22 protein-coding genes are annotated in these 24,080 nt (G+C 45.7%); 5 read left to right on the top strand and 17 right to left on the bottom strand.

Annotated elements, in window-relative coordinates; all coding sequences use genetic code 11:
- Positions 1 to 192 precede the first annotated feature (192 nt).
- The 11 genes from lptB to AZ602_RS05655 all read right to left on the bottom strand — a co-directional run bounded on the left by lptB (position 193) and on the right by AZ602_RS05655 (position 9,479).
- Entirely contained in the window at positions 193 to 921 is a 729-nt protein-coding gene (lptB, locus tag AZ602_RS05705; protein ID WP_103034100.1) for an LPS export ABC transporter ATP-binding protein, read from the bottom strand.
- Between the two features lie 5 nt (positions 922 to 926).
- Positions 927 to 1,454, bottom strand: a complete 528-nt coding sequence (lptA, locus tag AZ602_RS05700; RefSeq protein ID WP_103034099.1) for a lipopolysaccharide transport periplasmic protein LptA — start codon at positions 1,452 to 1,454, stop codon at positions 927 to 929.
- Between the two features lie 131 nt (positions 1,455 to 1,585).
- Positions 1,586 to 2,161, bottom strand: a complete 576-nt coding sequence (lptC, locus tag AZ602_RS05695; RefSeq protein WP_103034098.1) for an LPS export ABC transporter periplasmic protein LptC — start codon at positions 2,159 to 2,161, stop codon at positions 1,586 to 1,588.
- Positions 2,162 to 2,169: 8 nt separating this feature from the next.
- Complete coding sequence (locus AZ602_RS05690) at positions 2,170 to 2,700, bottom strand: HAD family hydrolase (RefSeq protein ID WP_103034097.1); 531 nt, start codon at positions 2,698 to 2,700, stop codon at positions 2,170 to 2,172.
- Position 2,701: 1 nt separating this feature from the next.
- On the bottom strand, positions 2,702 to 3,679 hold the full coding sequence (locus AZ602_RS05685; protein ID WP_078317162.1) for a KpsF/GutQ family sugar-phosphate isomerase: 978 nt from the start codon (positions 3,677 to 3,679) through the stop codon (positions 2,702 to 2,704).
- A 184-nt stretch (positions 3,680 to 3,863) separates the two neighbouring features.
- The gene (gene hfq / locus AZ602_RS05680; RefSeq protein WP_103034096.1) at positions 3,864 to 4,508 is read right to left on the bottom strand and encodes an RNA chaperone Hfq; all 645 of its coding nucleotides are present in this window, start codon (positions 4,506 to 4,508) and stop codon (positions 3,864 to 3,866) included.
- Positions 4,509 to 4,555: 47 nt separating this feature from the next.
- Complete coding sequence (miaA, locus tag AZ602_RS05675) at positions 4,556 to 5,686, bottom strand: tRNA (adenosine(37)-N6)-dimethylallyltransferase MiaA (protein WP_103034095.1); 1,131 nt, start codon at positions 5,684 to 5,686, stop codon at positions 4,556 to 4,558.
- Positions 5,687 to 6,118, bottom strand: coding sequence for a tRNA (adenosine(37)-N6)-threonylcarbamoyltransferase complex ATPase subunit type 1 TsaE (gene tsaE / locus AZ602_RS05670; RefSeq protein ID WP_103034094.1), 432 nt, complete (start codon positions 6,116 to 6,118; stop codon positions 5,687 to 5,689).
- A gap of 4 nt (positions 6,119 to 6,122) precedes the next feature.
- Complete coding sequence (locus AZ602_RS05665) at positions 6,123 to 6,719, bottom strand: 6-carboxytetrahydropterin synthase (protein ID WP_103034093.1); 597 nt, start codon at positions 6,717 to 6,719, stop codon at positions 6,123 to 6,125.
- Between the two features lie 109 nt (positions 6,720 to 6,828).
- A complete protein-coding gene (locus AZ602_RS05660; protein ID WP_103034092.1) occupies positions 6,829 to 8,076 on the bottom strand; it encodes a saccharopine dehydrogenase family protein in 1,248 nt (415 codons plus the stop codon).
- A gap of 200 nt (positions 8,077 to 8,276) precedes the next feature.
- Positions 8,277 to 9,479, bottom strand: coding sequence for a carboxynorspermidine decarboxylase (locus tag AZ602_RS05655; RefSeq protein WP_103034091.1), 1,203 nt, complete (start codon positions 9,477 to 9,479; stop codon positions 8,277 to 8,279).
- 111 nt (positions 9,480 to 9,590) lie between these two features.
- Here AZ602_RS05655 and AZ602_RS05650 point away from each other — a divergent pair, with 111 nt between their 5' ends.
- The gene (locus tag AZ602_RS05650) at positions 9,591 to 9,803 is read left to right on the top strand and encodes a DUF2905 domain-containing protein (RefSeq protein ID WP_103034090.1); all 213 of its coding nucleotides are present in this window, start codon (positions 9,591 to 9,593) and stop codon (positions 9,801 to 9,803) included.
- Between the two features lie 145 nt (positions 9,804 to 9,948).
- Positions 9,949 to 10,773 (top strand): hypothetical protein, encoded by an 825-nt coding sequence (locus tag AZ602_RS05645; protein ID WP_227525187.1) that lies wholly within the window; start codon positions 9,949 to 9,951, stop codon positions 10,771 to 10,773.
- A gap of 79 nt (positions 10,774 to 10,852) precedes the next feature.
- Here the strand turns inward: AZ602_RS05645 and AZ602_RS05640 are convergent, their stop codons facing one another.
- The 4 genes from AZ602_RS05640 to AZ602_RS05625 all read right to left on the bottom strand — a co-directional run bounded on the left by AZ602_RS05640 (position 10,853) and on the right by AZ602_RS05625 (position 14,567).
- Positions 10,853 to 11,563 carry a hypothetical protein gene (locus tag AZ602_RS05640; RefSeq protein ID WP_103034089.1) on the bottom strand — a complete coding sequence of 237 codons (711 nt, stop codon included), beginning with the start codon at positions 11,561 to 11,563 and terminating at the stop codon, positions 10,853 to 10,855.
- Between the two features lie 13 nt (positions 11,564 to 11,576).
- A complete protein-coding gene (locus tag AZ602_RS05635; RefSeq protein ID WP_103034088.1) occupies positions 11,577 to 11,903 on the bottom strand; it encodes a 2Fe-2S iron-sulfur cluster-binding protein in 327 nt (108 codons plus the stop codon).
- A gap of 144 nt (positions 11,904 to 12,047) precedes the next feature.
- Entirely contained in the window at positions 12,048 to 13,178 is a 1,131-nt protein-coding gene (nrdB, locus tag AZ602_RS05630; protein WP_103034087.1) for a class Ia ribonucleoside-diphosphate reductase subunit beta, read from the bottom strand.
- A 147-nt stretch (positions 13,179 to 13,325) separates the two neighbouring features.
- Positions 13,326 to 14,567, bottom strand: coding sequence for an O-succinylhomoserine sulfhydrylase (locus AZ602_RS05625; protein WP_103034086.1), 1,242 nt, complete (start codon positions 14,565 to 14,567; stop codon positions 13,326 to 13,328).
- A 247-nt stretch (positions 14,568 to 14,814) separates the two neighbouring features.
- On the opposite strand from AZ602_RS05625, the gene AZ602_RS05620 reads away from it, so the two are divergent.
- Positions 14,815 to 15,888 carry a sulfate ABC transporter substrate-binding protein gene (locus tag AZ602_RS05620; RefSeq protein ID WP_103034085.1) on the top strand — a complete coding sequence of 358 codons (1,074 nt, stop codon included), beginning with the start codon at positions 14,815 to 14,817 and terminating at the stop codon, positions 15,886 to 15,888.
- A gap of 236 nt (positions 15,889 to 16,124) precedes the next feature.
- Positions 16,125 to 17,177 carry a sulfate ABC transporter substrate-binding protein gene (locus AZ602_RS05615; RefSeq protein WP_103034084.1) on the top strand — a complete coding sequence of 351 codons (1,053 nt, stop codon included), beginning with the start codon at positions 16,125 to 16,127 and terminating at the stop codon, positions 17,175 to 17,177.
- A gap of 238 nt (positions 17,178 to 17,415) precedes the next feature.
- Here the strand turns inward: AZ602_RS05615 and AZ602_RS05610 are convergent, their stop codons facing one another.
- The gene (locus AZ602_RS05610) at positions 17,416 to 21,558 is read right to left on the bottom strand and encodes an exodeoxyribonuclease V subunit gamma (protein WP_103034083.1); all 4,143 of its coding nucleotides are present in this window, start codon (positions 21,556 to 21,558) and stop codon (positions 17,416 to 17,418) included.
- Positions 21,559 to 21,567: 9 nt separating this feature from the next.
- Entirely contained in the window at positions 21,568 to 22,386 is an 819-nt protein-coding gene (gene yghU, locus AZ602_RS05605; RefSeq protein ID WP_103034082.1) for a glutathione-dependent disulfide-bond oxidoreductase, read from the bottom strand.
- A gap of 228 nt (positions 22,387 to 22,614) precedes the next feature.
- On the opposite strand from yghU, the gene thiI reads away from it, so the two are divergent.
- Positions 22,615 to 24,054, top strand: a complete 1,440-nt coding sequence (gene thiI / locus AZ602_RS05600) for a tRNA uracil 4-sulfurtransferase ThiI (protein WP_103034081.1) — start codon at positions 22,615 to 22,617, stop codon at positions 24,052 to 24,054.
- The last annotated feature ends 26 nt before the right edge of the window (positions 24,055 to 24,080 follow it).

Genomic DNA, 24,080 nt, shown 5'->3' with positions numbered 1-24,080 from the left:
CCATTTTTCTTTATACTGTCACTGAGGCAGGTTGGACATTTGATTTCTAGAGTTATTCGCATTTCTCTATTTTATCAAAATTCAACCTGCTTTGTTTCAGCATACTTTTTGAAACACCACCGAAATACTAAGTTCAATACTCAAATCAAAGGGTGTTATGAGTTTTGAGTCAGTTTTGGATGCAATAAGTGATTACACCACAAAATCTTTGCCCAGATACACTTTTCTCACCAATTCATTATTTAAGATCTCATCTTTATTACCTTCAGCAATGATGGTACCTTCAGACACAATATAGGCTTTTTGGCAAATCGAGAGTGTTTCTCGGACATTGTGATCGGTGATCAGAACACCAATCCCACGATCACGCAACGCCTCAATCACTTGCATAATATCACCCACTGAAATCGGATCAACCCCAGCAAATGGCTCATCCAGCAGAATAAACTTTGGATCAGATGCCAAACACCGAGCGATCTCACAGCGACGACGCTCACCACCGGACACGCTCATACCAAGCGAATGGCGCACATGCTCAAGGTGAAACTCCGCCATCAATTTCTCTAGCTCAGCAGTTTGTGCGGCTTTATCCAAATCCTTGCGCGTTTGCAAAATCGCCATGATATTTTGTTCGATGGTCAATTTGCGGAAAATCGAGGCTTCTTGAGGCAGATAACCAATGCCTTGCGCCGCTCGTTCGTGCATGGCATTTTTTGAGATGTCTTTGCTGCCAAGCATCACCTGTCCTTTGTCCATCGGCACAAGCCCGATGACCATATAAAAGCTTGTGGTCTTGCCAGCACCATTCGGGCCTAGGATCCCAACCACTTGACCTTGCTCAATCTCAAAAGACACATCTTTGACCACCCAGCGTTGGCCATAGCGCTTACCCAGATGTCGCATTGATAATGTTGTCATGATTTGCCTTAGCGGAGGCCGCTTCTAGAGCCAGAGTCGCTTGGTGGGAAGACCAGCTCAACGCGCTGCCCTGCACCAGCATTGGCCTCGACATCACCTTCTGATAGGCTGTAGCGGATGGTGTTGCCAGAGAAGCTTGAGCCTGCTTGTGTTAATCTGGCATTACCCGTCAAAGTTACGATGCCTGTAACGGCATTATAATCGATGCGATTGGCTTGACCCTTGGCCAGACCTTTTTCTTGGGTCACAACTTGCTGCATGGTTGCAGGTCGGCCTGTCGCCACTGCCGATCTGATGCTGCGATTATTAGTGTCCAGATTCACCGTCAAATTATCTGCGGCGATTTTTAGTGTGCCTTGTTCAATCGTGACCTTGCCTGAATAAGTGGTCACGCCAGTACGCTCGCTATAAGTGGCACGGTCAGCCAGCAAGCGAATCGGTTGATTGGCATCAGATGGCAATGCCGATGCAATCATCGGCGCACTGAGAATGCACGCTAAAAATAAAGACTTTGTAAATACAGATTGAGTTAACATATCGACTCTTAAAATTAAGCTAAAATATTAATTTAATAAACAACTAAATCATCCACCGACTCGCCCAAAGACCTATAACTATCATCGATGGACTGATACCGTATATAAACCACTAATGGCATCAAATCTTGTTAAAATAAAGGCTGATTTTGGCGCTTGGGCGGATCAAAGATCACCTCAATCTTATCAAATTCATATTCACCAGTTTGAAGATTGGCACGAAAACCAGCCGCCTTAAAGCTATCGCTACCTTGTGTGACCACCAAAGGCTCATTACTCATGACTGTGCGTGCTTTGGTATTGCCCATCAAAGCATTGCCTGTGATAACGAGTTCAGCCTTATCAGCCACAGCGGCACGCACCAAGCGAAATCCTTGGGATAGGTTCAGCTCGCCACTGCCCTGATTCAGCGTTGCCCTGCTGGCTGTCAAAGTGTACTGCTCGCCTTCAGGCGGCTGCCAGACGATGGTCGCCCCAAGCATCTCATCCTCGCCTGCTGCATTTTGCACCAATGAGTCTGCCGTCAGCGTGTATTCGGTCTCGCCAGTCTCAGGGTCGGTCTGCACTGCCTTTATCTCGGTCACTTCATAACTGGTCACAGGCGCATCGGGAACGGCAGGTTTGATCTCGACATCCTCTTGATAAAAAAACCAAGCAGCCACTGCCAACGCCATCACCCCAAGCACGCCTAGAATGCGAAAATTCATATCAATCCTTAGTGAAACTGCGCAATAAAGGCATCGTAATGACCTTGTGCTTGCAAAATCAAGTCACACACTTCACGCACTGCCCCATTACCGCCTGTCTTGTCAGTGACAATGTCGGCCACCGCTTGCGTCTCAGCACAGCCATTTGGCACACTGATGCCCAGCCCTGCTTCACGCACAGCTTTTAGGTCGGGCAAATCATCGCCCATATAAGCACACTCGTCTAGCGACAAACCCAACTGCTCCGCCAAGCCAGACAAAGCAGTAAATTTATCATCACGACCTTGAATCAGATGGTGAATACCAAGTTCTCGAGCGCGACGCTCAACCATCGGTGATGTGCGACCTGTGATGATGGCAATCTCAATGCCAAAAGATTGTAGCGCCTTGATGCCTACGCCATCTTGGACATAAAATGCCTTGGTCTCGACATCATAGGAATTATAAATAATCTTACCGTCGGACAAAATACCATCGACATCCATCGCAAATAGCTTAATCCGCTGGGCTTTTTGTTTGATAGAATCGGCCAGTTGCATCTTAGCTTACCCCTGCTTTTAGCAAATCATGAATACTGATCACACCAATCAAGCGTTCATCGTCTAGCACCAGTAACTGACTGATGGCATTTTCGTTCATCACAGTCAGTGCATCGGAGGCGCGCATCTGTCCACTGGTGCTTTTTGGTGTTTTGGTCATCAGCTCACCGATTTGAACAGACAAATCAGTATTTTGTGCAAGCTTACGGCGTAAATCCCCATCGGTGAAAATCCCCACCACTTTATCAGCATCATCAACCACGACTGCAAGACCTAGGCGACCTCCTGTCATCACAAGCAAAGTGTCATTTAGACTTGCCGACTCTTTGATGATCGGCAAATTATCCGTGTGCATCACATCTTGGACACGAGTCAATAACTTACGCCCCAATGCGCCCGCAGGATGTGACAAGGCAAAATCATTACTGGTAAAGCCACGAGCGTGCAGCAGCGCTACCGCCAAAGCATCGCCAAGTGCCAAAGTCGCTGTAGTCGATGATGTCGGAGCAAGCCCAAGTGGGCACGCTTCTTCGGAGCGACCCAGCGTCAAAGCGATATCCGCAGACTTTGGTAATACGCCACGCTTATCACGGCTGATGCTAATGAGCGGAATGCCAAGCTGCTTCACGACAGGTAATAGCATCCGAATCTCATCCGACTCGCCAGAGTTGGAGATCGCGATCAGCACATCGCCTTTGACCAGCATTCCCAAATCGCCATGCCCTGCCTCACCCGGATGCATAAAAAACGCTGGCGTTCCTGTAGATGCAAAGGTCGCTGCAATTTTACGCCCAATATGACCAGATTTACCCATACCCGTCACCACCACACGACCCGAGCACGCCAAAATCGCTTGACACGCTTGGGTAAATCGCTCATCTAGCTCATCAATCAATAAATCCAAAGCTTTTTGTTCGGTGCGGATGGCATTGATACCATCTTGGATAAAATCCGTCATCACAGGGGCTGTATCTGTCATAATTGCTTGATATTCATTCAATTAAAAAAGGGTATGATAGCATATTTTGCGGGCGGATTGATGGCTATTTTGGCAAATTTTCATGCCGATAACCAAATTTTACATTTGCTCAAAAATCAAAAAAACTTGCAAACAGACCTTTTGCCTATTTGCAAGCTCTTATCATTAAATCAATCAGCGAAAATCAGCTGTCAAATTCATCTTCATCATTACCAAATTTGGCATCCGCTTTGGCATCAAAGCCTTGGCGATTAAAGCTACGAGTATCATTATTTTCAAACGATTTGCCATCAAAGCCACGCTCTTCGAACCCTTGACGGTCAAAGCCTTGGCGTTCAAAACCCATGCCAGTAGATGTGCTACGGTCAAAGCCTGATTGCATACCACCCATACCGCCTTGATAACCCATATTGCTACGGTCAAAGCCTTGACGTTCAAAACCTGCTTGTGGCGTACGAGTAAAGCCACCTTGTGGACGGCTGCCACCTTGATAGCCACCACCCATACCGCTACGCTCAAAGCCTTGGCGTTCAAAGCCGCCGCCTTGATAAGTGCCACTACTCATTACGCCAATATTAGCCCCTTGATAGCCACCTGATACAGGTGCAGAACCCCCTTCGGTGCGTGGGTTACGAGTTGGTACGACGGTAGAAATGGCGTGCTTATACACCATTTGGCTAACGGTGTTTTTTAGCAATACGACATATTGGTCAAATGATTCGATTTGACCTTGTAGCTTGATGCCATTGACCAAAAAAATCGAAACAGGAATACGGTCTTTACGCAGCGCGTTCAAAAATGGGTCTTGCAAGGTTTGTCCTTTTGACATACGACTCTCCACATAAAATAGCTCATGCAATGCAAAAAAGGCTGTGCCTAACGTTGGTGCGATTGCAAGAATTGCTTTTGTACTTGTTCTATGCTATCAAATGAAGCTATTGTAACATTGGTTATAGTTGGATTATCCATCAAGGCAAGTTGTTTTAGCCAAGTATATTGGCGTTTTGCTAATTGCCTTGTTGCATATAATGCCTTATTTTTCATATCTTGACAAGATAAATCCCATAAGTTAATCGGGGTTTTTGTCGATTTTTTTGGAAAATTGGCTGAAATCTCATTGATGATTTGCTCATCTGTTAGTTTTGAGAAATTTGATTGATAATATTGATGCATCGTTGGGTGATTGACCACACTCTCATGGCGAATGCGGCACAGATGTTCAAGCACTTGCCGATAGCCGACACAGCGCATCGACGGCATATCCACATCCAGTGCTGGATGTTCGTTAATCAGCCCAATCACTTCATCCACAAAGCCATCTGCCCACATGATATCCAGCCTGCGACCGATACGCTCATGCAGCCAAGCACGATCAGGCGTGACAACAATGCCATACCACTGCCATTTTGGGTCATGGCTTAGGGCGACTTTTGGGGTGTCTTGCCAAAGGCTCATTGGCTTGCCTGTTTGTAAATGTACTTCAACAGCACGGGTGATACGCTGGGTATCTGACGGCTTAAGCTTTTGGCAGATGATCGGATCATGAGCGAGTAGATAGTCATACAGTGCTTGATTGCCTTCATTGTCAAGCCACTGACTCACCCTTTCACGAACCGACTGGTCGGTTTCTGGTACGCTAGAAATACCATCCAACAACGCCATATAGTACATCATCGTACCACCGACCAATAGCGGAATCTTGCCCCGCTGATGAATCTCATGTACCAGTCGCTCGACATCCGCCACAAAATTCGCCACACTATAAGTCTTGGTCGGAGAAATAATATCCACCAGATGATGGGGAAATTGGGCAAGCTCATCGGCAGTTGGCTTGGCAGTGCCGATATTCATACCTTGATAAATCAATGCACTATCCACCGACACAAGTTCAAATCGCCCTGTTTGATACAGTCTAAACGCCAAATCCGTCTTACCACTGGCGGTCGGCGACATCAGACAGATGACACTATTGTCGGGCATATCTTGATAATGCGGTAGTGATGACATTTAAGAAGCCTTGATAAATTCAAGCACACGGCAATCATCTGCTTGACGAGTCAAATTAATCAGATAATCAGGCTTTGGCAGATTGGATTCGGCACGGCTCGCCCATTCGATGATGACAAGGCTATCATGCTCATCAAAATATTCAAAAAATCCAATATAATCAAGCTCTTCTGGGTCATTGAGTCGGTATAAATCAGCATGATAAACCGGCTTGATGCCTGTTTTTGTATGGATTTGATAAGGTTCAACAAGTGTATAAGTTGGGCTTTTGACCGCACCAGTATGCCCCATGGCTTGTAGCCAATAGCGAGTCAGCGTCGTCTTACCCGCACCCAAATCCCCTGACAGCCACACACTGCCCGTCAGATTCATATCAGCCAGCTGCTGGGCAAAAGCCTTGGTATCAGTTTCATTATTTAGGATAATTTTCATATGCTCAAACTTGGACTTGCAAATCCACAGAGGGATTGATGAATGGCTTGCCTGCTTTTAGCTTATCATACATCATTGGATCGCCCCATTCTGCCTTGACTTGCTCACTAAATTCAAAGTCAGCCAAATCAAGCTTGCCCATTTGTTCATTGGCAACATCATCGCCAAAGCACTGTGCATAGCCTGTCGCTGTCTCATGGACGATAACCGAGTACACATGGACATCTTGCTCGCCATTTTGCATTTGCGTTTGTTTTAAGATGGCGTCTGCCCAAAAGAAAATCACACGGCTAAATTGCTCAGCTGACGGTGAGACAGGTAAGCTCACCCAACGCGCACTAAAGTCTTTGCAAGCTTGAATATAGCTTGGATCATCCTTGTTCCAAAAAGTGATGGCATGATCAAAGCTGTCAATGATGTCCTTGATATTACCCTTAAGTAGCCCAAAATCATAGACCATCTGCCCATGATCCAAGCGATGCGCTTCCAAAATCAACTCAACTTGATAACTATGCCCATGAATGGAGCGTTTGCAGCGATCCGATGAGCAGTTGCGGACGATGTGAGCATTTTCGAATTTAAACAGTTTGCGAATACGCATGAGATGCCTTTATTATTTTGATCATATGATTTTATTATAGCATAAATTTTCATAGCAACATAAAAAACGCACCCAAGTTGGCTTGAGTGCGTCATCTGTACTGCGTTTATCAGGCAAATTCCAACAAGCGATCGCCGTCTTTATCGGTAATACGAGTTGGTAAGCCCATTTGATTGAGTAGATTGATGAATGGGCGCGCATCAAGCTCTTCGACATTGACCATCGTGCCGACATTCCACTCACCTGTCGCGATCAAAATTGCCGCTGCAACCGGTGGTACGCCTGCCGTATAAGAGATGCCCTGACTGCCAACTTCACGATAAGCTTCTTCGTGATCAGCGATATTATAAATAAAAATCTCGCTATCGACGCCGTCTTTTTTGCCTTTGAGCTTGTTGCCGATGCAGGTTTTGCCTTTATAATTGGGCGCAAGACTTGCTGGATCTGGCAGGACTGCTTTGACCACTTTTAATGGCACAACTTCCAAACCTTCGGCAGTTTTGACAGGTTGTTCTGACAACAGACCTAAGTTTTTTAGTACCCCAAAGACATTCATATAATGTTCGCCAAACCCCATCCAAAAGCGGATATTTGGCACATTTAGATTCTTGTGCAATGAATGCAGCTCATCATGTCCTGATAGGTAGCTGTTTTGGACGCCGACCACAGGTAGATCATCCGTGCGTTTGACTTCAAACATCTGATTGGTTTGCCATTGACTATTTTGCCAAGAATAAACAACACCAGTAAATTCACGGAAATTGATTTCAGGGTCAAAATTGGTGGCAAAATATTTGCCATGACTGCCAGCATTGATATCAATAATATCAATATCTGTGACAGTATCTGTATCAAAATACTCTACACCCAAGCGTGCATAGGCATTTACCACCCCAGGGTCAAATCCGATACCCAAAATCGCTGTCACACCTGCCTTCTTAAAGGCGTCACGCTTTTTCCACTCGTAATTCTCATACCATGGTGGCGCTTCACAAATCTTGGTCGGATCTTCATAAATCGCCGTATCCAAATAATGCGCACCTGTCTCAATACACGCATCCATCACGCTCATATTAACAAATGGTGAGCCGACATTGATGACGATATGTGCATCAATCGAACGAATCAACTGTACAAGCTGCTCAGTATTCAAAGCATCGACAGCGTGCGTATGCAAGATGGCATCTTTCTTAAAACTGCCCTTTTCGGCGACGCTACTGGCGATGGTATCGCATTTTTCTTTGGTGCGTGATGCAATATGAATCTCGCCAAAAACATCATTTGCCATCGCGCATTTGTGTGCCACGACTTGTGCGACGCCACCAGCGCCAATAATCAAAACATTCGGTTGAGTCATGATAAATCCTCCTTTGTGCTTAAAAACTAAGCAACATCAATATTATGCATGAATTAAAAAGGAAGACTTCAAGGAAAATCCATGCACCCAACATCCATCAATACTTACAAAATCACAAGCATGATAAAGCTTAGAATAATAACGAGTATTTGGTGATTTTTCAACCGTTTGATGATGAATTTATGCCAAATTTGGATAATTTATGACAAGCTATTTTTATAATCATCATAATCAAACTGACGCTGTACGACCACTTCGCCATCTTGACGGATAATGACAATGGACGGCATATCAACACCATTAAACCAGTTTTTCTTCACCATGGTATAAGCAGCGGCATTGCCAAAGGCGACTTTATCACCGATTTGTAGCGGTTCATTCAGTGTATAATCCCCAAAAATATCCCCCGCCAAGCACGACTTGCCATAGATACGCACCGCCGTCTCATCTGCTGTCACACCATCAAAATCACCGCCTTTAATATCATAAGCAGTATCATTGACATAGGCAAGCGGTGATGACTGACGATAAATCAGCAAATCTAACATATGTGCTTCGATGGACGCATCCACCACCGCCAAAGGCTTGCCATTATGCAAGGTGTCAAGCACGCTCGTTACCAAGACTGCCCCTTGGTGAACAGATGCCTCACCAGGCTCTAGATAAATCTGTACGCCGTATTTGGTGGCGAAATCTTTGAGTCGATTGGCAAATTTATCTAAAGGATAGTCAGGATCAATAAAGTGAATACCGCCACCAAAACTCACCCAATCAAGGCGATGAAACAGCTCGCCAAATCGCCCTTCGATATCTGCCAGACTTTGGCTAAACGCCTCAAAATCGGCATTTTCGCAGTTATTATGAATCATCACACCGCTGATACTATCTGCCACTGCCATGATCGCCTCGACATCATGCTCACCAAGTCGACTAAAGGGTCTGGCAGGATCAGCGATGATGAATGATGAATTACTGGTTTGTGGATTTAATCTTAGGCCAACAGGGATGTTTTTGGCAGCAGCTTTTTTGCCAAAGCGAGCCAATTGATTAAATGAATTAAAAATAATCTTATCGGCATACTCGAGAACTTCATCAATCTCATGCTCACTATAAGCAACGCTATAAGCGTGCGTCTCACCACCAAAGCATTCTTTGCCAAGGCGAACCTCTTTTAAAGATGATGATGTCGTGCCATGCAGATATGGCTTCATCGACTCAAACACCCCCCAAGTGGCAAAGCATTTGAGCGCAAGCAATGCCTTAGCACCGCTGGCTTGGCACAGCTTTTCGGTGATGACAAGGTTATCAATAATGGCTCGCTCATCGAGTAGATAATACGGTGTAGGCAGTTTGGCAAGGGCTTGTTTTTGGTCATCCGTTAAGCGATGAAAAAATTGACTCATGGGCTTTTTCCTTGATAAAATCAGGTGATAATTTCAGGCTTATTGTAACAAATTTTGGTGCTTTTGAGGTTAAAAAGTTAAAATCGATTTTGGCGGTTTTAGGGGCTTACTATGGCAAAACTACTCATCCTGCTTGGCGCAGTGTTATTGATTCTTGGGGTCGTGCTGAGCCTATTTCCCAATGCTTTGTCGTGGTTTGGCAAGCTGCCTGGTGACATCAGCCATCGCTCAGCTGATGGCAGCGTACGTATATATTTTCCCATCGTGACGATGATTGTCATCAGCTTGGTACTTGGTATTTTATTGAATGTTTTTCGTCGTTAGAGGCATTGGGCGAGTTTTGATTGATAAAATAAACAAATATCGCCATCTTTGACTACAAAAAGCTACGCACCAAGATGTATTTTGTGAATAAAGTTTGTTAAAATAGCCCTTCAACTCACAGATTTTTATTATAAATTGATTCATTATGGATAATATCTCAGCATCTCAGCCTGTTCATCACACACATAAGCCCACCGATCAGCCAGCGATGGATCAGTATGTCCAAGCCGACAAGACTTCAGCTTTTCAGGCGGACGCACAGGCAGAAAGCCTGATCAGCGACAGTTTGCTGTTGGGTTGGCAGCAGGCATTTGGTAACATCAAACATGGCTATGTCAAAGCCGCTGACAGTCTGGTCGATGAGATCTGGGTGACATTAACCCAACAACAGGTCAACGATGCGCTGTATAAATTTGTCACCAAGAATGTCAAAATGCTACACAATCTTAAGCTTGATATCCATGAAGGCTGGCTGCGACTGTCTTGTACGGTGGATATAATGGGCATTTTTGCAACAGTGGCGAGCAATTTTGAATTGGTGCATCTGCAGCTTGACCGCCATACTCAGCGCTTGGTGCTGCGACAAATCAGCGACACTGACATCATCGAACTGCACACCAAACAATGGTACAAGGCACCAGCAGCGCGCATGGCCGTGGGGGCGTATCGTTTGTTTTTACGCAAAGATCCGCTGCCTTTTATTTTAAGCAGCATTAAAATCAAAGGCATTCCTTTCACCGAACATAAAGGTGATGTCATCTATCTTGAGATCGGTCGTTGGCTAAAAAACAGCGAAATGATCATGACAAACCTAAAAAAAGCACAGGTCAATGACGGAGAGCTTGGAGCGCAGCAGCTGCTACTGAAAATTCAGCCGAATTTTGGTGAGATTTTAAGCCTTGGCGATCCAAACGCCGACATCATCAGCGAAAAAGACAATCCAGACAAACAAGAGCAAAAATCCAGCTGATCCCTATGTCGATCGCATCTGACCTAAATTGATGGACCTGATCATCTACTGCCCAATGCTTGAAGCTTTGGGCAGTTTGTTATTCTGCTATTATCAAGCGCTCAATAAAGGCCATCAATTCTGCTTCCTCGACGCCTTTGGTATTAATCTGATACAGTCGATCTTTGATGATGATCTCAGCGCTATAATATACCACTGACTTTTTGCCCACGAAGCGCTCTAACTGCATCGGCACACCCAAGACTTGCTGATTTTGCAATTCTTTGATGCGCAGCAGTGGCTCGGCAACATCGATACCTGTTTCAAAAACCTCAATCCTTTGCTTGGCATCTGGCCGCTCAAACAAGCGATAAATCGTCCGATATACGCCATCAGCCATCGGATCATCGTACTCACGCCCCGTCAGCACAAACCCTACTGGCACAAGCTCATTCAACGGCGCAGGCTCAAAGGCAGTGGGCTTTTTACGGCCAAAGCGGTAGCTCATCTTAGCGTGCGTGGCTTGTTTAAACTGGGCACTCATCGCACCTGTCAGGCTGCCTGTGCGCTGAAGCGTCCTGAGCTGTTGCCGATGGCGCTGTGGATGCTCACTGTCATTTAAGCTGATATAATTGACATAAACTGGCTTGGGATCAGCCTCTGCAGCGATCGCTTCATTGATGATGCTAACCGGCACAGGCGATGTCACCGCCTGTTTTGGTGATGTACGCAAATACAAAAAGCCTGTCAGCGCCATTCCACCAACCACGGCAGCAGCTAAAGATATTTTTTGTTTTTTGGATAATCGCATTCGGCCACCCACCTTATTTGGATCGTTTGGTCTCAAAGTCATCAGCCGCGTCAGGAAATAGGCTCGGTTGATTGTCATTATTGGGATAATAGCTGACTTTTGCTGTGCCATCAAGCACACAACAACACGCCAAAACCTCATTGTCATTCAATGCCGCAATCGGCGCGCGCACATAGCGCACAGTACCCGTATTGGTGACAAGGTTCATGCGACAAGCACCACAATAGCCCTGCCGACATTCATAACGCACCGTCTGATGCTCTGTGCGTATCATGCCATCGAGTAACGATTCATTGTCATGCAAATAAAATCGCGCCTCATCGGTAAAAACCCAACCCATATTACTAATCTTAATTGTATTTGTTATTATTTATCAATATAAACAGTAAAAGGGATCAAATTATCCCAGTTCAAAGCTTCATTGTAGCCGATAAAATTGGGCTTGTCATCAACAAGCCCATCATTTATTTGCAACTGATCGTGATTACAACTCAAAATCATCCAGATCCACATCATCCAAATCAGCATCAATCTGTCCAACTAGATAAGTTGTAATTTCAGTTTCTTGCGGGGCGACCTGCACATTATCCGATGATAGCCATGTGTTGATCCATGGAATTGGATTGCTTTTGGTGTCAAAAATCGTCGGCAAGCCAATCGCCATCATGCGCGTATTGGTGATAAATTCAACATATTGGCACAGAATATCACGATTAAGTCCAATCATTGAACCATCTTTAAACAAATAATCCGCCCACGCTTTTTCTTGCTCGGCAGCACTGCGGAAAATCTCAATCGCCTCTTCTTGGCAGGCTTCAGCGATTGCCATCATCTCAGGATCATCCTTGCCTTGACGCATCAGATTGATGATATGCTGCGTACCATTTAGGTGCAATGCCTCATCGCGAGCGATCATCTTGATGATTTTAGCATTGCCCTCCATCAGCTTACGCTCAGCGAAGGCAAATGAACAGGCAAATGACACATAAAAACGAATCGCCTCAAGCACATTGACAGCAACAATGCACAGATACAGCTGTTTTTTGAGATTTTGAAGTGTCACTTCATAAGTTTCGCCATCGACTTGATAAACCCCTTCACCATGCAAATCGTACAGTTTGGCACAAGTGTGCAAATCATCATAATATTTGGCGATGTCGGTAGCACGCTCTAGGATATGTTGATTGTCAATGATATCATCAAAAATCTTACTCGGATCATTGACGACATTACGGATGATGTGCGTATAGCTACGTGAGTGAATGGTCTCGCTAAACGACCATGTCTCAATCCAAGTCTCAAGCTCAGGAATCGACACCAAAGGCAACAATACCACATTCGGGCTACGGCCTTGGATGCTATCCAACAGCGTTTGATATTTTAGATTACTTAAAAAGATATGCTGTTCATGAGCGGATAATTCAGCAAAATCAATACGATCTTTTGAGACATCAATCTCTTCAGGACGCCAAAAGAATGATAACTGCTTTTCGATCAGCTGCTCAAAAATTGGGTGCTTTTGTTGGTCATAACGAGAGACATTGACTGGCTGTCCAAAGAACATTGGCTCTTTTAATACATCGTTTTTATTTTGACAAAAGATGGAATAATGCATGACAAATCCTAAATAAACGCTGCTTTTTCTTGGGCGGATTTATCATAAACACCGCCAATACAATAACCGATAATCATATCATAAAAGCAAAAATTTACCAATCACCGCTCAAAAAATTTCTTTTGAACGGTGATCATGGTTGTCACATCAATTCGCCAATTGATCAAGCCCACGCGACAAATCATTGATGATATCACGCGCGTCTTCAAGACCGACAGACAGGCGAATCAAGCCATCAGTCACGCCTGCCTCAATACGCTGCTCTGGCGTCATGCGAAAATGCGTCGTGGTCGCAGGATGAGTAATTGTCGATTTGGCATCACCCAAATTATTAGTAATACTAATCACTCTTGTGCTGTCAATCACCTGCCATGCCGCCGCTTGATCCGCCACCTCAAAGCCGATGATCGCCCCAAATGCACCGCCAGCCACATCCAGTGCGGTGTGCTGTCTTTTGGCAACTTCATGGCTTGGATGACTTGGCAAACCTGAAAAATGTACTTGCTTTACCTTAGGATGATTGGCAAGAAATTCGGCGACTTGATTGGCATTCTCACAGTGTGCTTTCATGCGTAATGACAAGGTCTCAAGCCCCTTTAGCAGCACCCACGCATTAAATGGTGACAAGCTGATACCCCCTGTACGCACCACACCAAATGCCTTTTCCATCAACTCATCTGAACCAACAAGCGCCCCGCCAAGCACTCGCCCTTGACCATCAATGTACTTGCTTGCTGAATGAATGACCACATCCGCACCCAAATCAAGTGGTTTTTGGATGGCTGGCGTTGCAAAGCAGTTATCCACGATCAGTAAGGCATCATGATCATGTGCAAGTTTACTTAAAAATGTCAAATCAGCAATCTGCGCCAAAGGATTGCTTGGACTTTCGCAGTACAGCACACGGGTATTGGGCTGCACGGCCTGCGTCCACGCCTCATTATCAAAGCAATCAACATAGCTGACTTCCACGCCAAATGCCTTAAAATAAGTATCAAACAAGGCCACTGACGAACCAAATAACTGCTTGGCACATAGTAGATGATCACCCGCTTTTAGATAAGCTAGGCACATGGTCAAAATCGCCCCCATACCACTGGCGGTCGCCACACAGCGTTCGCCATTTTCAAGCAGTGCTAAACGACGCTCAAAGGCTCGTACCGTCGGATTGGTATGACGGCTATAGACATTGCCTTTTTTGTTGCCATTAAAATGGTCAGCAGCATCGGCAGCTGAGCGATAGACATAGCTACTGGTGGTAAAAATCGCCTCAGAATGCTCGCCTTCATCAGTGCGATGATAGCCACCACGCACCGCCAAGGTTTGTTCAAAAAAGCCTAAGCTTGGGTCAATCGCATCAGACTGCCAGTTCGGGTCAAGTTGAGTCATGAGTTATCCTTATTGTCGAAATTTGATGGTAAATATACACACTTAGCATAGCATATTTTTGACAAAATAGCAGTATTTCACCTTGATTGGCTGATTGCTCATCTTGCTTGCAGACATCTATAAATTCCTTTTTGGAAAATGCAAAGTCAATTTTGGTGTTAGAATTTCATAAAGATTTTTTGTAAAGTATGCTGGTTTTATAAGCTTTGGCTTATGATGAATATTCACGATACCATAGGTAAAGACAATGACAACTTTTAAAACCACCAAACTACTTGCAGTCACCTTAGGTGCAAGCCTTGCGCTAACCGCTTGCTCAAAATCTGAACAAAAAACTGAAACCACCGAACCTGCCAAGACCGAAACCACAACGGCGGCAGGCGGGATTGAGCTACTGAATGTCTCATACGATGTATCACGAGATTTTTATAAAGATTATAATGAAATCTTCAAAAAACACTATCTAGCACAGCATCCAGATGCCAAGATTGAAATCAAACAATCACACGGCGGCTCGAGCAAACAAGCCCTATCGGTGAAAAATGGCTTACAAGCAGATGTCGCTACCATGAACCAAGGCTCAGATATTGAACTGCTCGCCGATGCCAAATTGGTCGATGCCAACTGGCGTCAAGAATTCCCGAATAACGCCATTCCATTTACCAGTACCATCGTATTTTTGGTGCGTGAAGGCAACCCAAAAGGCGTCAAAGACTGGAGTGATTTAGCAACTAAAGGCACCGAAATCGTCATCGCCAATCCAAAAACCACAGGCAACGGCCGCTATGCATTCCTTGGCGCTTATGGCTATGGCCTACATAGCTTTAATAAAGACGAAACCAAAACCAAAGAGTTCGCCAAACAGCTACTTAGCAATGTCAAAGTCTTTGAAAACGGTGGCCGTGCTGCAACAACGACCTTCGCTCAGCGTGGCATTGGCGATGTACTCATCACCTTTGAAAACGAAGCCAATGTCATCAAAGGCAAATTTGGCAATGTCGAAATTGTTTATCCAAGCTACACAGTCAATGCTGAAAACCCTGTTGCCGTTGTCAAGTCTGTTACCGATAGCAAAGGCACAACCGACGCTGCCAAAGCATATCTGAACTACCTATACAGCGATGAAGCGCAGGAGCTTGCAACCAATTTCTACCTACGCCCAAGCAATGCTGATATCCTAGCCAAACATCAGGATAAATTCCCTGCGATGACGACATTCTTCCCGAATGAAGTCTTTGGCGACTGGGCAAGCATCATGAGTACCTACTTCAGCGAAGGCGGTATCTATGACCAACTGGCTGTAGAAGCACAGAACAAATAACCCCATCAATCCATCAAAATCAGTCAAGATATTGTCTTGGCTGATTTTTTTGTACTCAATATTTATTAGCTTGCAGTAGCAACTGATGCTATTGGTTGGACTTGGGATTACTTGAAATAAATTGCACTTATGCGATTTTGGAATAATAAAGAAAGTTTTTTGAGTTTTAACTATTTGACAAGTTTCGATAAAGTAAGCACATCAACTGATTGTTATCTATTTTTAAGGAAAAGCAAATGAAATACGCCAAAAATCTCAGCCTAAGCGCGCTTGCCATCGCAAGCATCATCAGCCTATCCGCCTGCTCAAAATCTGAGCCAGCTGCAAGCGCTCAAGCAGATGCTGGTGCAGCCAAGGTCGAACTACTCAATGTATCTTATGATGTCTCACGAGATTTTTATAAAGAATACAATGAGTTATTTATCAAGCACTACAAAACTACCAATCCAGATGTCACCGTCAGCATCAAGCAATCACACGGTGGCTCAAGCAAACAAGCACTGTCTGTCGCCAATGGGCTACAAGCCGATGTCGTGACCATGAACCAAAATTCAGATATTGATTTATTGGTTAGTAAAAATCTAATCAGTAGCAATTGGCAAGAAAAACTACCAAATAAAGCCGTACCCTACACCAGTGCAACCGTATTCCTAGTGCGTGCAGGCAACCCAAAAGGCATCAAAGATTGGTCAGATTTGACCCGTAGCGACATCCAAATCGTGCTACCAAACCCAAAAACATCGGGCAATGGTCGCTATGCATTCTTAGGTGCTTATGGCTATGGTCTGCATACTTTTAATAAAGATGAAGCTAAGACTGATGAGTTTATCAAAACTCTACTTGGCAATGTCGCTGTATTCGACAGTGGCGCACGAGCTGCAACGACGACCTTTACCCAGCGTGGTATCGGTGATGTGCTCGTCACTGCCGAAAACGAAGCCAATCACATCGCTCACAGCCTAAATAAGGGTGAATTTGATGTCGTTTATCCAAGCTACACGGTCGCAACCGAAAACCCTGTCGCCGTCGTAGAAGCAGTTGCCACCAAAAAAGTGAGCGATAAAGTCGCCCATAACTATTTAGAATACCTATATAGCGATGAAGGTCAAGAGCTGGCAGCTAAGCTATATCTACGCCCTAGCAATCCTGATATCCTAGCCAAGCACAGTGACAGATTCCCTGCGATGACGACATTTTTGGTCAATGATGTCTTTGGTGCATGGGATAGTGTGATGAAGACTTATTTTGCTGACGGCGGTAAATTTGATAGCTTGGCGATTAAGCAATAATCCTCATTGATACCAAATTTTCATTTGATAACACCTTGCTATTTGGCAAGGTGTTTTTGTATGAGCTAGATTTGATGGCCTTTGACATCGATTTTAATGCTAACGGTAGATTATACTCATCTTAATATGCTAAATATCTTACCAAGCGGTTAGATCGCCATCAACGCTATCATTTTTAAGATTCACAGAGATATGGGATATGCGCCTAAACCAAATAAAGCCTTGGCGCATCATCAGATCATGGTACTGGCTTGATTTGCACGGATTGCGTGAAGATCTGCGGCAGTTGCCCGTACAATACCTGTGCAAGCGGCGCTGTCTTTGTTAGCTCTGCCATCACATCGCTGTCTTTGAGTAATAGCTGCCATGCGCTGCTGCCATAATGCTCTTCATAATCGCCATTAAGCCAAGCTGAAAAATACTTTGGATCCCATGACATCTCATCTGGTTGATGTGCCATCATAAGCCCAAGCATGGCAGGCAGCACCAAGGGCTGTTTTTGTAGCATTAGTGCAAATGCGATGAAATTTACCAACTGCACCTCGGCTGCTGCTGCTGTGATTGGACGCAGTCTGATTAGGCACTCTTTGGTGTACAGCCCAAAATATGCCAGATCGTTGGTGGGTTTATCAAACTGCCAAAAACTGCTGCCATGCCCTTTGATCACCTCGTCTTCTGTGGTCTGCCGATGAATTTGCCAAGCCAGATGAGACAGGTAGTAGCGCATCAGATGATTGATGCGAGCGGCACTGGGCAGCACCCTTAGCCATCGATCCGCCTGAGCGCTCGGCACTTTGGCAATGATCGCGGTCTGTATGGCTGGCGTATTGATCAAAATGGTTTGATCAGCGGTGTCGGTAATCATCGCCGAATACTGCTTGTCATCCAAATCCGCCCACGCGTGATCCACATCCTGCATTGATGCATGGTATTGCAGCATCAATTGTTCGATATTTAAAATTTGCTCATCAAAACTTGATAATCTGTTCACGCCAGCAGGCAATACGCTGTCATAATATACCGATAATAGCGGAGCAACCTGACTCATCTTTAATTGGCGAAGTATGGTAGTTGGCTGAATCACCTGATTAAGCGACTGACCATCGAATGCGCCCGTTGCCAAAGCATCGATCAGCAGATCTTTGAGCTGATAACGACCCAAGCCATCAAGCATCAGCGGCTCTTCAGGATCAATCTCCTCATTTGACTGCTGCAGGGCTATCTTACGCTGTAGATACCCTTTGGCAGGGTTGATCAATAAGCGATGTAGCTGATCAAGCGCAATCATGGTCGGCATCTGGATGTGGTGATGCGCCAGCAGATCCTGTAGTGGCTTGGCATCTGCTGTCATATTTGCCTGTAGCGCTGCGGCGATGGCCTCATAGTCTATGGCCTGTGGCAAATTGATCATCGCAGGCTGGTCGCATCTTGTATCTAAAATCTGTCGCACCTGATGCATGATGGGCGGTGGTGGCAGATGATGGGCATGCAGATGCTTGGCCTGATCGATTTTATGGTTAAGACTGGCGCTTATATCTTGATCAGATAAATCACGATTCTGCCGATAAAACAGTGATGCATCAAACGGCGTGGGTGCATGCCGAGTGATCAATAAGGTCTCAACGAGCTGTGGGGCGATCTGGACGATTTTAGACTGCCATTGTACCACTTCATCATCGGCATTCTCGCCTGCACTGATGGACCACTGGACATTGGATTTAAAAAACTCAATCAACTCACTGACCGGCGAGGCAGGCAGTAGCAGCGTGCCATCTTCTGCCGTGTCGGTATAAAATATCGCACAAGCATCACGCGTACATAATATCGCATCCAAAAAAGCGCCGTTATCATCATCTTCGGCATAGCGATCACCACGCCGCTTTAGTCCTGCTTTCATCAGATCCATGCGCGCCTGCCGCTCTTGTCGCGGAAATGCCGACAAATTCATATCCAGCATTAAGGTGAGGCCAAATGGAATGCTGCGCAGCGCCCCAAATCTGGCAAAGGTGATCATCCCTGTCGCCTCAGCACTGATGGCCTGTGAGGATAGCATGCCGCTAATGCTCTCAAGGACGAATTTTAAGGATAGGCTGATCTCACTGCCAGCAGGATCTGACTGCCCTGCTTGTCGCTGATAAAACTTATTGGCACGAATGCTGGCTTGGATGCTGTTTTTTGCTTCAAAAATCGCGCGCATCTGACTGGTTTCGCGGTATTTATCAAAATATCGGTCAATGATGCGATGTTCGATGTGCCACAGCCAATATTCCACGGGTGCTACTTGCTGATAATGATCGCGCGACTCAGATAAGGCTTGATGAATCACGCACAAAGCTTCAATAATGCGTCCATCTGCCAAAGTCACGCCAGCCAAAGGCAGCACTGCCTCGGCAAAGGCATCTGTTTGCCATGAAAAAGGATGCAACAGCGTACTGGGCAATGAAGCATCTGGCGTCAAAAATCCTGCGACGATGCGATCGAGCGCATAACTGAACGAATAGCGATAATCCAAATCCGCTTCGTTCAGCGTCTTGGCCAAGTGAGCGGTGTCAAATCCTCGGCGAAACCCTGCCGCATCCAACAGCTCACACGCGCGTGACATCGAGGCAAAATCCAAGCCCAAGCTGTCATACAAAACAGGCGTCATCAGCCATTCATACACTTCTTCGCGATAAAATCTGGCACCCTCAGCACCCAACAGCCGATAAAATCCGCTGATCGCCTGCATCAGCATCTCAATGTCTCGGCTGGTTGTGCCTGTGATTTTGGCTGGCAGCTGCAGACCATCGATCCCGACGCCATCATCAAAGACCAATCGGATCAAACTTTCAGCCTCACTAACATCAGGCAAATAGACCACGACATCAGACAGCTTACGTGCGCTACCATCAGCATTAGGCTCATTCAGATAGCGTGCGATGATCAAGCGCGCCACTTGCAGCTGTCGCCGAAGACTGCTGCACGCATGGATACTTAAGCTTGGTAAAGCATGCTCTGTCGCCAAAGGTAGGTTCATCTGACTTTTGGGCTGGATTTTATTTTGCCAATACTCATCAGCCTTGAGCGCATCAATCAAGGTCTGCTGCCACCATTGTTCGGTCGATGAACCCTCATCGAGCATCAAAATATCAGCTTTTAATTGATCAAGCAGTCGCTGATCAGCATCATCGCGATCCGACACCACAAAGGCATCTTGCCAAAGCACCTGCCAATCCTTGGGAGTGTCATGATTAAGCTGATGGCGATCGACCTGCCCATCTGGCACTTTTTCATAATAAAACTCGCCACCTGACATGTCTGCAAGCATGGCGAAAGTCTCTCTGGATTCCTTGGCAAGCCTTGATAATAGCGCATGTCCATGGTCTTTTAGATAGACAGATTTGGGATTGATGATCCGCTGAGTAGCGAGCCAATTTTTATCAACGATGTCCGCCCAAAACATCTTTGAGGGATTAAAATGCAGCAGATGCACATCGATATGCACCGACAGCCGCTTAAGAAATTGTAGCTCAATCAGCGGTATCTGCTGGACGGTAAATAGATATAAAGTGTTCGGCAGCAAAGCCAGTGCCTGCTTGGCCAACTCATCTGTACGCGCGCCATCAAGCACTGCCCAAAACCGAGCCTCAAGCGCCTCACGGTGTGCATACACCGGCCCAAACAGCTCATGCCATAGATACCTGAGCAACCCTTCAAGGCGCTGATAGCGCAGCACCAGCCATTCAGGTGTTGGTTCACCATCGGCATAGTCATTGGCGAATCTGTCTTTTTTGGCAATCATGTGTTCGACCGACTCGGGCAATGGCCGATCTTCCGTCCAAGCATGCAGCCACTCAGGGCGATGTGTCAAATAACGCACATACACCGCTGCCAACTCATCGCAGCTCTGCCACAGCCGATGCTCGGGGATTTTTTGGTGGTTTTCATCATAGATGGCGCCGACCAGTTCATTCAGTGGATGCTGGTCATCAGCTATAATAGCTTGCAGTGTCTGAGCAGATAAGCCACTTATAAACCCAAAAATGCGCCAGCGCATCACCGATCCAGACAGTACTGCGACCTCAGGAACCATCAACATGTCTTGTGGATGTGCTTTGGCATCAGCTTGTAGCACTTTTTGGATCATTTGCCATTGGTACTGACCCCAAAATTGCGCCACGAACAGCGTGCTAATGCCAAGCTCATCGGCGACACTGCGTGTTAGCCAATCGCCCAGCACCATCGATGGCACGATCACGGTAAAAGGTGCAAAAGCCATCGCGCCCAAGCCAAACTTAGGACTACCGCCATCATCTGCCGCCTGTTTGGTTGCCTGCTGATAATGACTCACCAAATGCTGCAACAAGACCTTGGTGTCGTTAGATTGAGTGACTTTAAACATAACAATCGCTTAATCGCTGGCAGATGTGATCTGTATGAGCTGTAGATTTTGTGCTGCTTGCACTGCTGCTCGTTCAGCGATGGCGCGCGCCCAGCGCAGCACATGTGTGTACTCATGCACCGCCAAAAATCTTGCAGCATCATAAGTATCACTAACATATAGCTCGCCTAAACACAGTCTGCCATACCAAGGATAAATCGCCATATCCGCGATGGTATATTCATCACCTACCATATACTCATGCATCGCCAAATGCTGATTTAACACATCCAGCTGTCGCTTGGTTTCCATCGCATAACGATTGATCGGATATTCCATCGGCTCAGGCGCGTAGGCATAAAAATGACCAAATCCACCACCCACGAATGGCGCTGATCCCATCTGCCACATCAGCCACGACAGCATTTGAGCGTGTTTATGCGGGTCGCTTGGGATAAATGCTTGATGCTTTTGTGCCAGATACAAAAGAATGGCGCCGCTTTCAAAAACGGGCGTCGCTGGTGCCGTACTCATATCCAGCAAGGCAGGAATCTTAGAATTTGGATTGATTTTCACAAAATCTGAACCAAATTGATCGCCTGACATGATGTTGATTTTATAGGCGTCATAGCCATCGATTTTACCCAATTTGCGTAGTTCTTCTAATAAGATATTGACCTTAATACCATTGGGTGTGTTCAGCGAATACAGCTGATATTGCTCATTGCCCACGGGCAGCTTTTGTTGGTGGGTTGCGCCAGCGGTTGGGCGATTGGTGCCGCCAAATTTGCCGCCAGCTTTTGCTTTGACAGATTCATAATCCCAGACCAAATCAGGTGTGTAGCTCATTGTTTTTCCTTTTATCATGGTGTGATGGTGGTATCTTGGCGCCATCATTCGAACGATGGCGATTCACACCTCATCATATCATATTTTTTATTGCTCGGCCAAAAAATGCATGTTCACCACACAGCACAAGCAATCAGAACCATCTTTGGCGTGAAATTTGCCAAAAAATGTACCAAAATGGTGTAAAATAGCCAACTTTTATCCTTAGCTAAGTTTATCGGTATTCTCATGAAATTTATCATCAAGCTTTTTCCTGAAATTATCATGAAAAGCGACTCGGTACGTAAGCGCTTTGTTAAAATCCTAAATGGCAATATCAAAAACACCCTACTGCCGATTGATCCAAATATCGTCGTTGTGCATCATTGGGATTTTATTGAGGTGAGAAGCAAGGATGTGATGAAGCACACTGTCGTTTTGGAGACTTTGCAGCGCATCAGCGGCATCCATCACATCTTGGAGGTCGATGAGTATGCTTTTGAGAATTTGCATGATATTTTTCTAAAAACATTATCAAAATATGAAAATAAATTAATTAATAAATCGTTTTGTGTGCGCGTCAAACGGCGTGGCCGCCATGAGTTTGATTCGATGGAGGTGATGCGCTATGTCGGCGGTGGACTCAATCAGCACATCGCATCTGCCAAAGTGCAGCTAAAAAATCCCGATGTCACAGTACGCATCGAAATTGAGGATGATAAGATGATGCTGATCAAGGCGCGCCATGCAGGCTTGGGCGGCTTTCCGATGGGCACCCAAGAAGATGTGCTGTCGCTGATCTCAGGCGGCTTTGATTCGAGCGTGTCCAGTTTTATGTTCATGCGCCGTGGCAGTCGCGTACATTATTTGTTTTTTAATATGGGCGGATCGGTACATGAAATCGGTGTGAAGCAAATGGCGTATCACCTGTGGTCACGCTATTCTTATTCGCATAAAGTCAAATTTGTGACGGTGGATTTTGAGCCTGTGGTCGCTGAGATTTTGCGCTGTATTGATGATGGGCAAATGGGTGTGGTGCTAAAGCGCATGATGGTGCGCGCAGCGAGCATGGTCGCCGAACGCTTTGGCATTGAGGCCATCGTCACTGGTGAGGCGATGGGTCAAGTGGCAAGCCAGACATTGACCAATTTATCAATGATCGATAAGGCTGCCAGCAAACTGATTCTGCGCCCGCTCATCACCAGTGACAAAGAAGACATCGTACACATCACCGAACAAATCGGTACTTATGAGGTGGCAAAGGCCATGCCTGAGTTTTGTGGTGTGATCTCAAAATCCCCGACAGTCAAAGCTGTCGAGGACAAACTTTTGGCACAAGAAGCCAAATTTGACTTTCAGATTCTAAAAGACGCCACCTTTAACGCTCAAGTACAAGATATTCGCCAGCTTAATCAGACAGATGACATCATTATGCCTGATGTGACACATCACATCCAAGATGGTCAAGTGGTGCTGGATATTCGCACACCTGAAGAAGCAGATGAGCTACCTTTACAGGTCGATGCTACCGTGATCGCCCTGCCGTTTTATAAATTATCCGCACAGTTTGCCGCGCTCGATCAGCATAAAACCTATCTTTTATACTGCCAGCAAGGCGTGATGAGCCGCCTACAAGCCGCTCGACTACTGAGTGAAGGCCATCACAATGTCAAAGTGCTAAAATTATAAAAATTTTGATAAAAATGCTTGACACT

It is taken from the genome of Moraxella sp. RCAD0137, assembly GCF_002894025.1.
Lineage (GTDB): Bacteria > Pseudomonadota > Gammaproteobacteria > Pseudomonadales > Moraxellaceae > Moraxella > Moraxella porci.
This window is presented reverse-complemented; position numbering and strand designations above follow the sequence as displayed.

Coding starts and splice junctions, on each gene's coding strand:
- lptA (WP_103034099.1), bottom strand. CDS start 1,454: ATGTTAACTCAATCTGTATTTACAAAGTCTTTATTTTTAGCGTGCATT.
- lptC (WP_103034098.1), bottom strand. CDS start 2,161: ATGAATTTTCGCATTCTAGGCGTGCTTGGGGTGATGGCGTTGGCAGTG.
- AZ602_RS05690 (WP_103034097.1), bottom strand. CDS start 2,700: ATGCAACTGGCCGATTCTATCAAACAAAAAGCCCAGCGGATTAAGCTA.
- AZ602_RS05685 (WP_078317162.1), bottom strand. CDS start 3,679: ATGACAGATACAGCCCCTGTGATGACGGATTTTATCCAAGATGGTATC.
- hfq (WP_103034096.1), bottom strand. CDS start 4,508: ATGTCAAAAGGACAAACCTTGCAAGACCCATTTTTGAACGCGCTGCGT.
- miaA (WP_103034095.1), bottom strand. CDS start 5,686: ATGTCATCACTACCGCATTATCAAGATATGCCCGACAATAGTGTCATC.
- tsaE (WP_103034094.1), bottom strand. CDS start 6,118: ATGAAAATTATCCTAAATAATGAAACTGATACCAAGGCTTTTGCCCAG.
- AZ602_RS05665 (WP_103034093.1), bottom strand. CDS start 6,719: ATGCGTATTCGCAAACTGTTTAAATTCGAAAATGCTCACATCGTCCGC.
- AZ602_RS05660 (WP_103034092.1), bottom strand. CDS start 8,076: ATGACTCAACCGAATGTTTTGATTATTGGCGCTGGTGGCGTCGCACAA.
- AZ602_RS05655 (WP_103034091.1), bottom strand. CDS start 9,479: ATGAGTCAATTTTTTCATCGCTTAACGGATGACCAAAAACAAGCCCTT.
- AZ602_RS05650 (WP_103034090.1), top strand. CDS start 9,591: ATGGCAAAACTACTCATCCTGCTTGGCGCAGTGTTATTGATTCTTGGG.
- AZ602_RS05645 (WP_227525187.1), top strand. CDS start 9,949: ATGGATAATATCTCAGCATCTCAGCCTGTTCATCACACACATAAGCCC.
- AZ602_RS05640 (WP_103034089.1), bottom strand. CDS start 11,563: ATGCGATTATCCAAAAAACAAAAAATATCTTTAGCTGCTGCCGTGGTT.
- AZ602_RS05635 (WP_103034088.1), bottom strand. CDS start 11,903: ATGGGTTGGGTTTTTACCGATGAGGCGCGATTTTATTTGCATGACAAT.
- nrdB (WP_103034087.1), bottom strand. CDS start 13,178: ATGCATTATTCCATCTTTTGTCAAAATAAAAACGATGTATTAAAAGAG.
- AZ602_RS05625 (WP_103034086.1), bottom strand. CDS start 14,567: ATGACTCAACTTGACCCGAACTGGCAGTCTGATGCGATTGACCCAAGC.
- AZ602_RS05620 (WP_103034085.1), top strand. CDS start 14,815: ATGACAACTTTTAAAACCACCAAACTACTTGCAGTCACCTTAGGTGCA.
- AZ602_RS05615 (WP_103034084.1), top strand. CDS start 16,125: ATGAAATACGCCAAAAATCTCAGCCTAAGCGCGCTTGCCATCGCAAGC.
- AZ602_RS05610 (WP_103034083.1), bottom strand. CDS start 21,558: ATGTTTAAAGTCACTCAATCTAACGACACCAAGGTCTTGTTGCAGCAT.
- yghU (WP_103034082.1), bottom strand. CDS start 22,386: ATGAGCTACACACCTGATTTGGTCTGGGATTATGAATCTGTCAAAGCA.
- thiI (WP_103034081.1), top strand. CDS start 22,615: ATGAAATTTATCATCAAGCTTTTTCCTGAAATTATCATGAAAAGCGAC.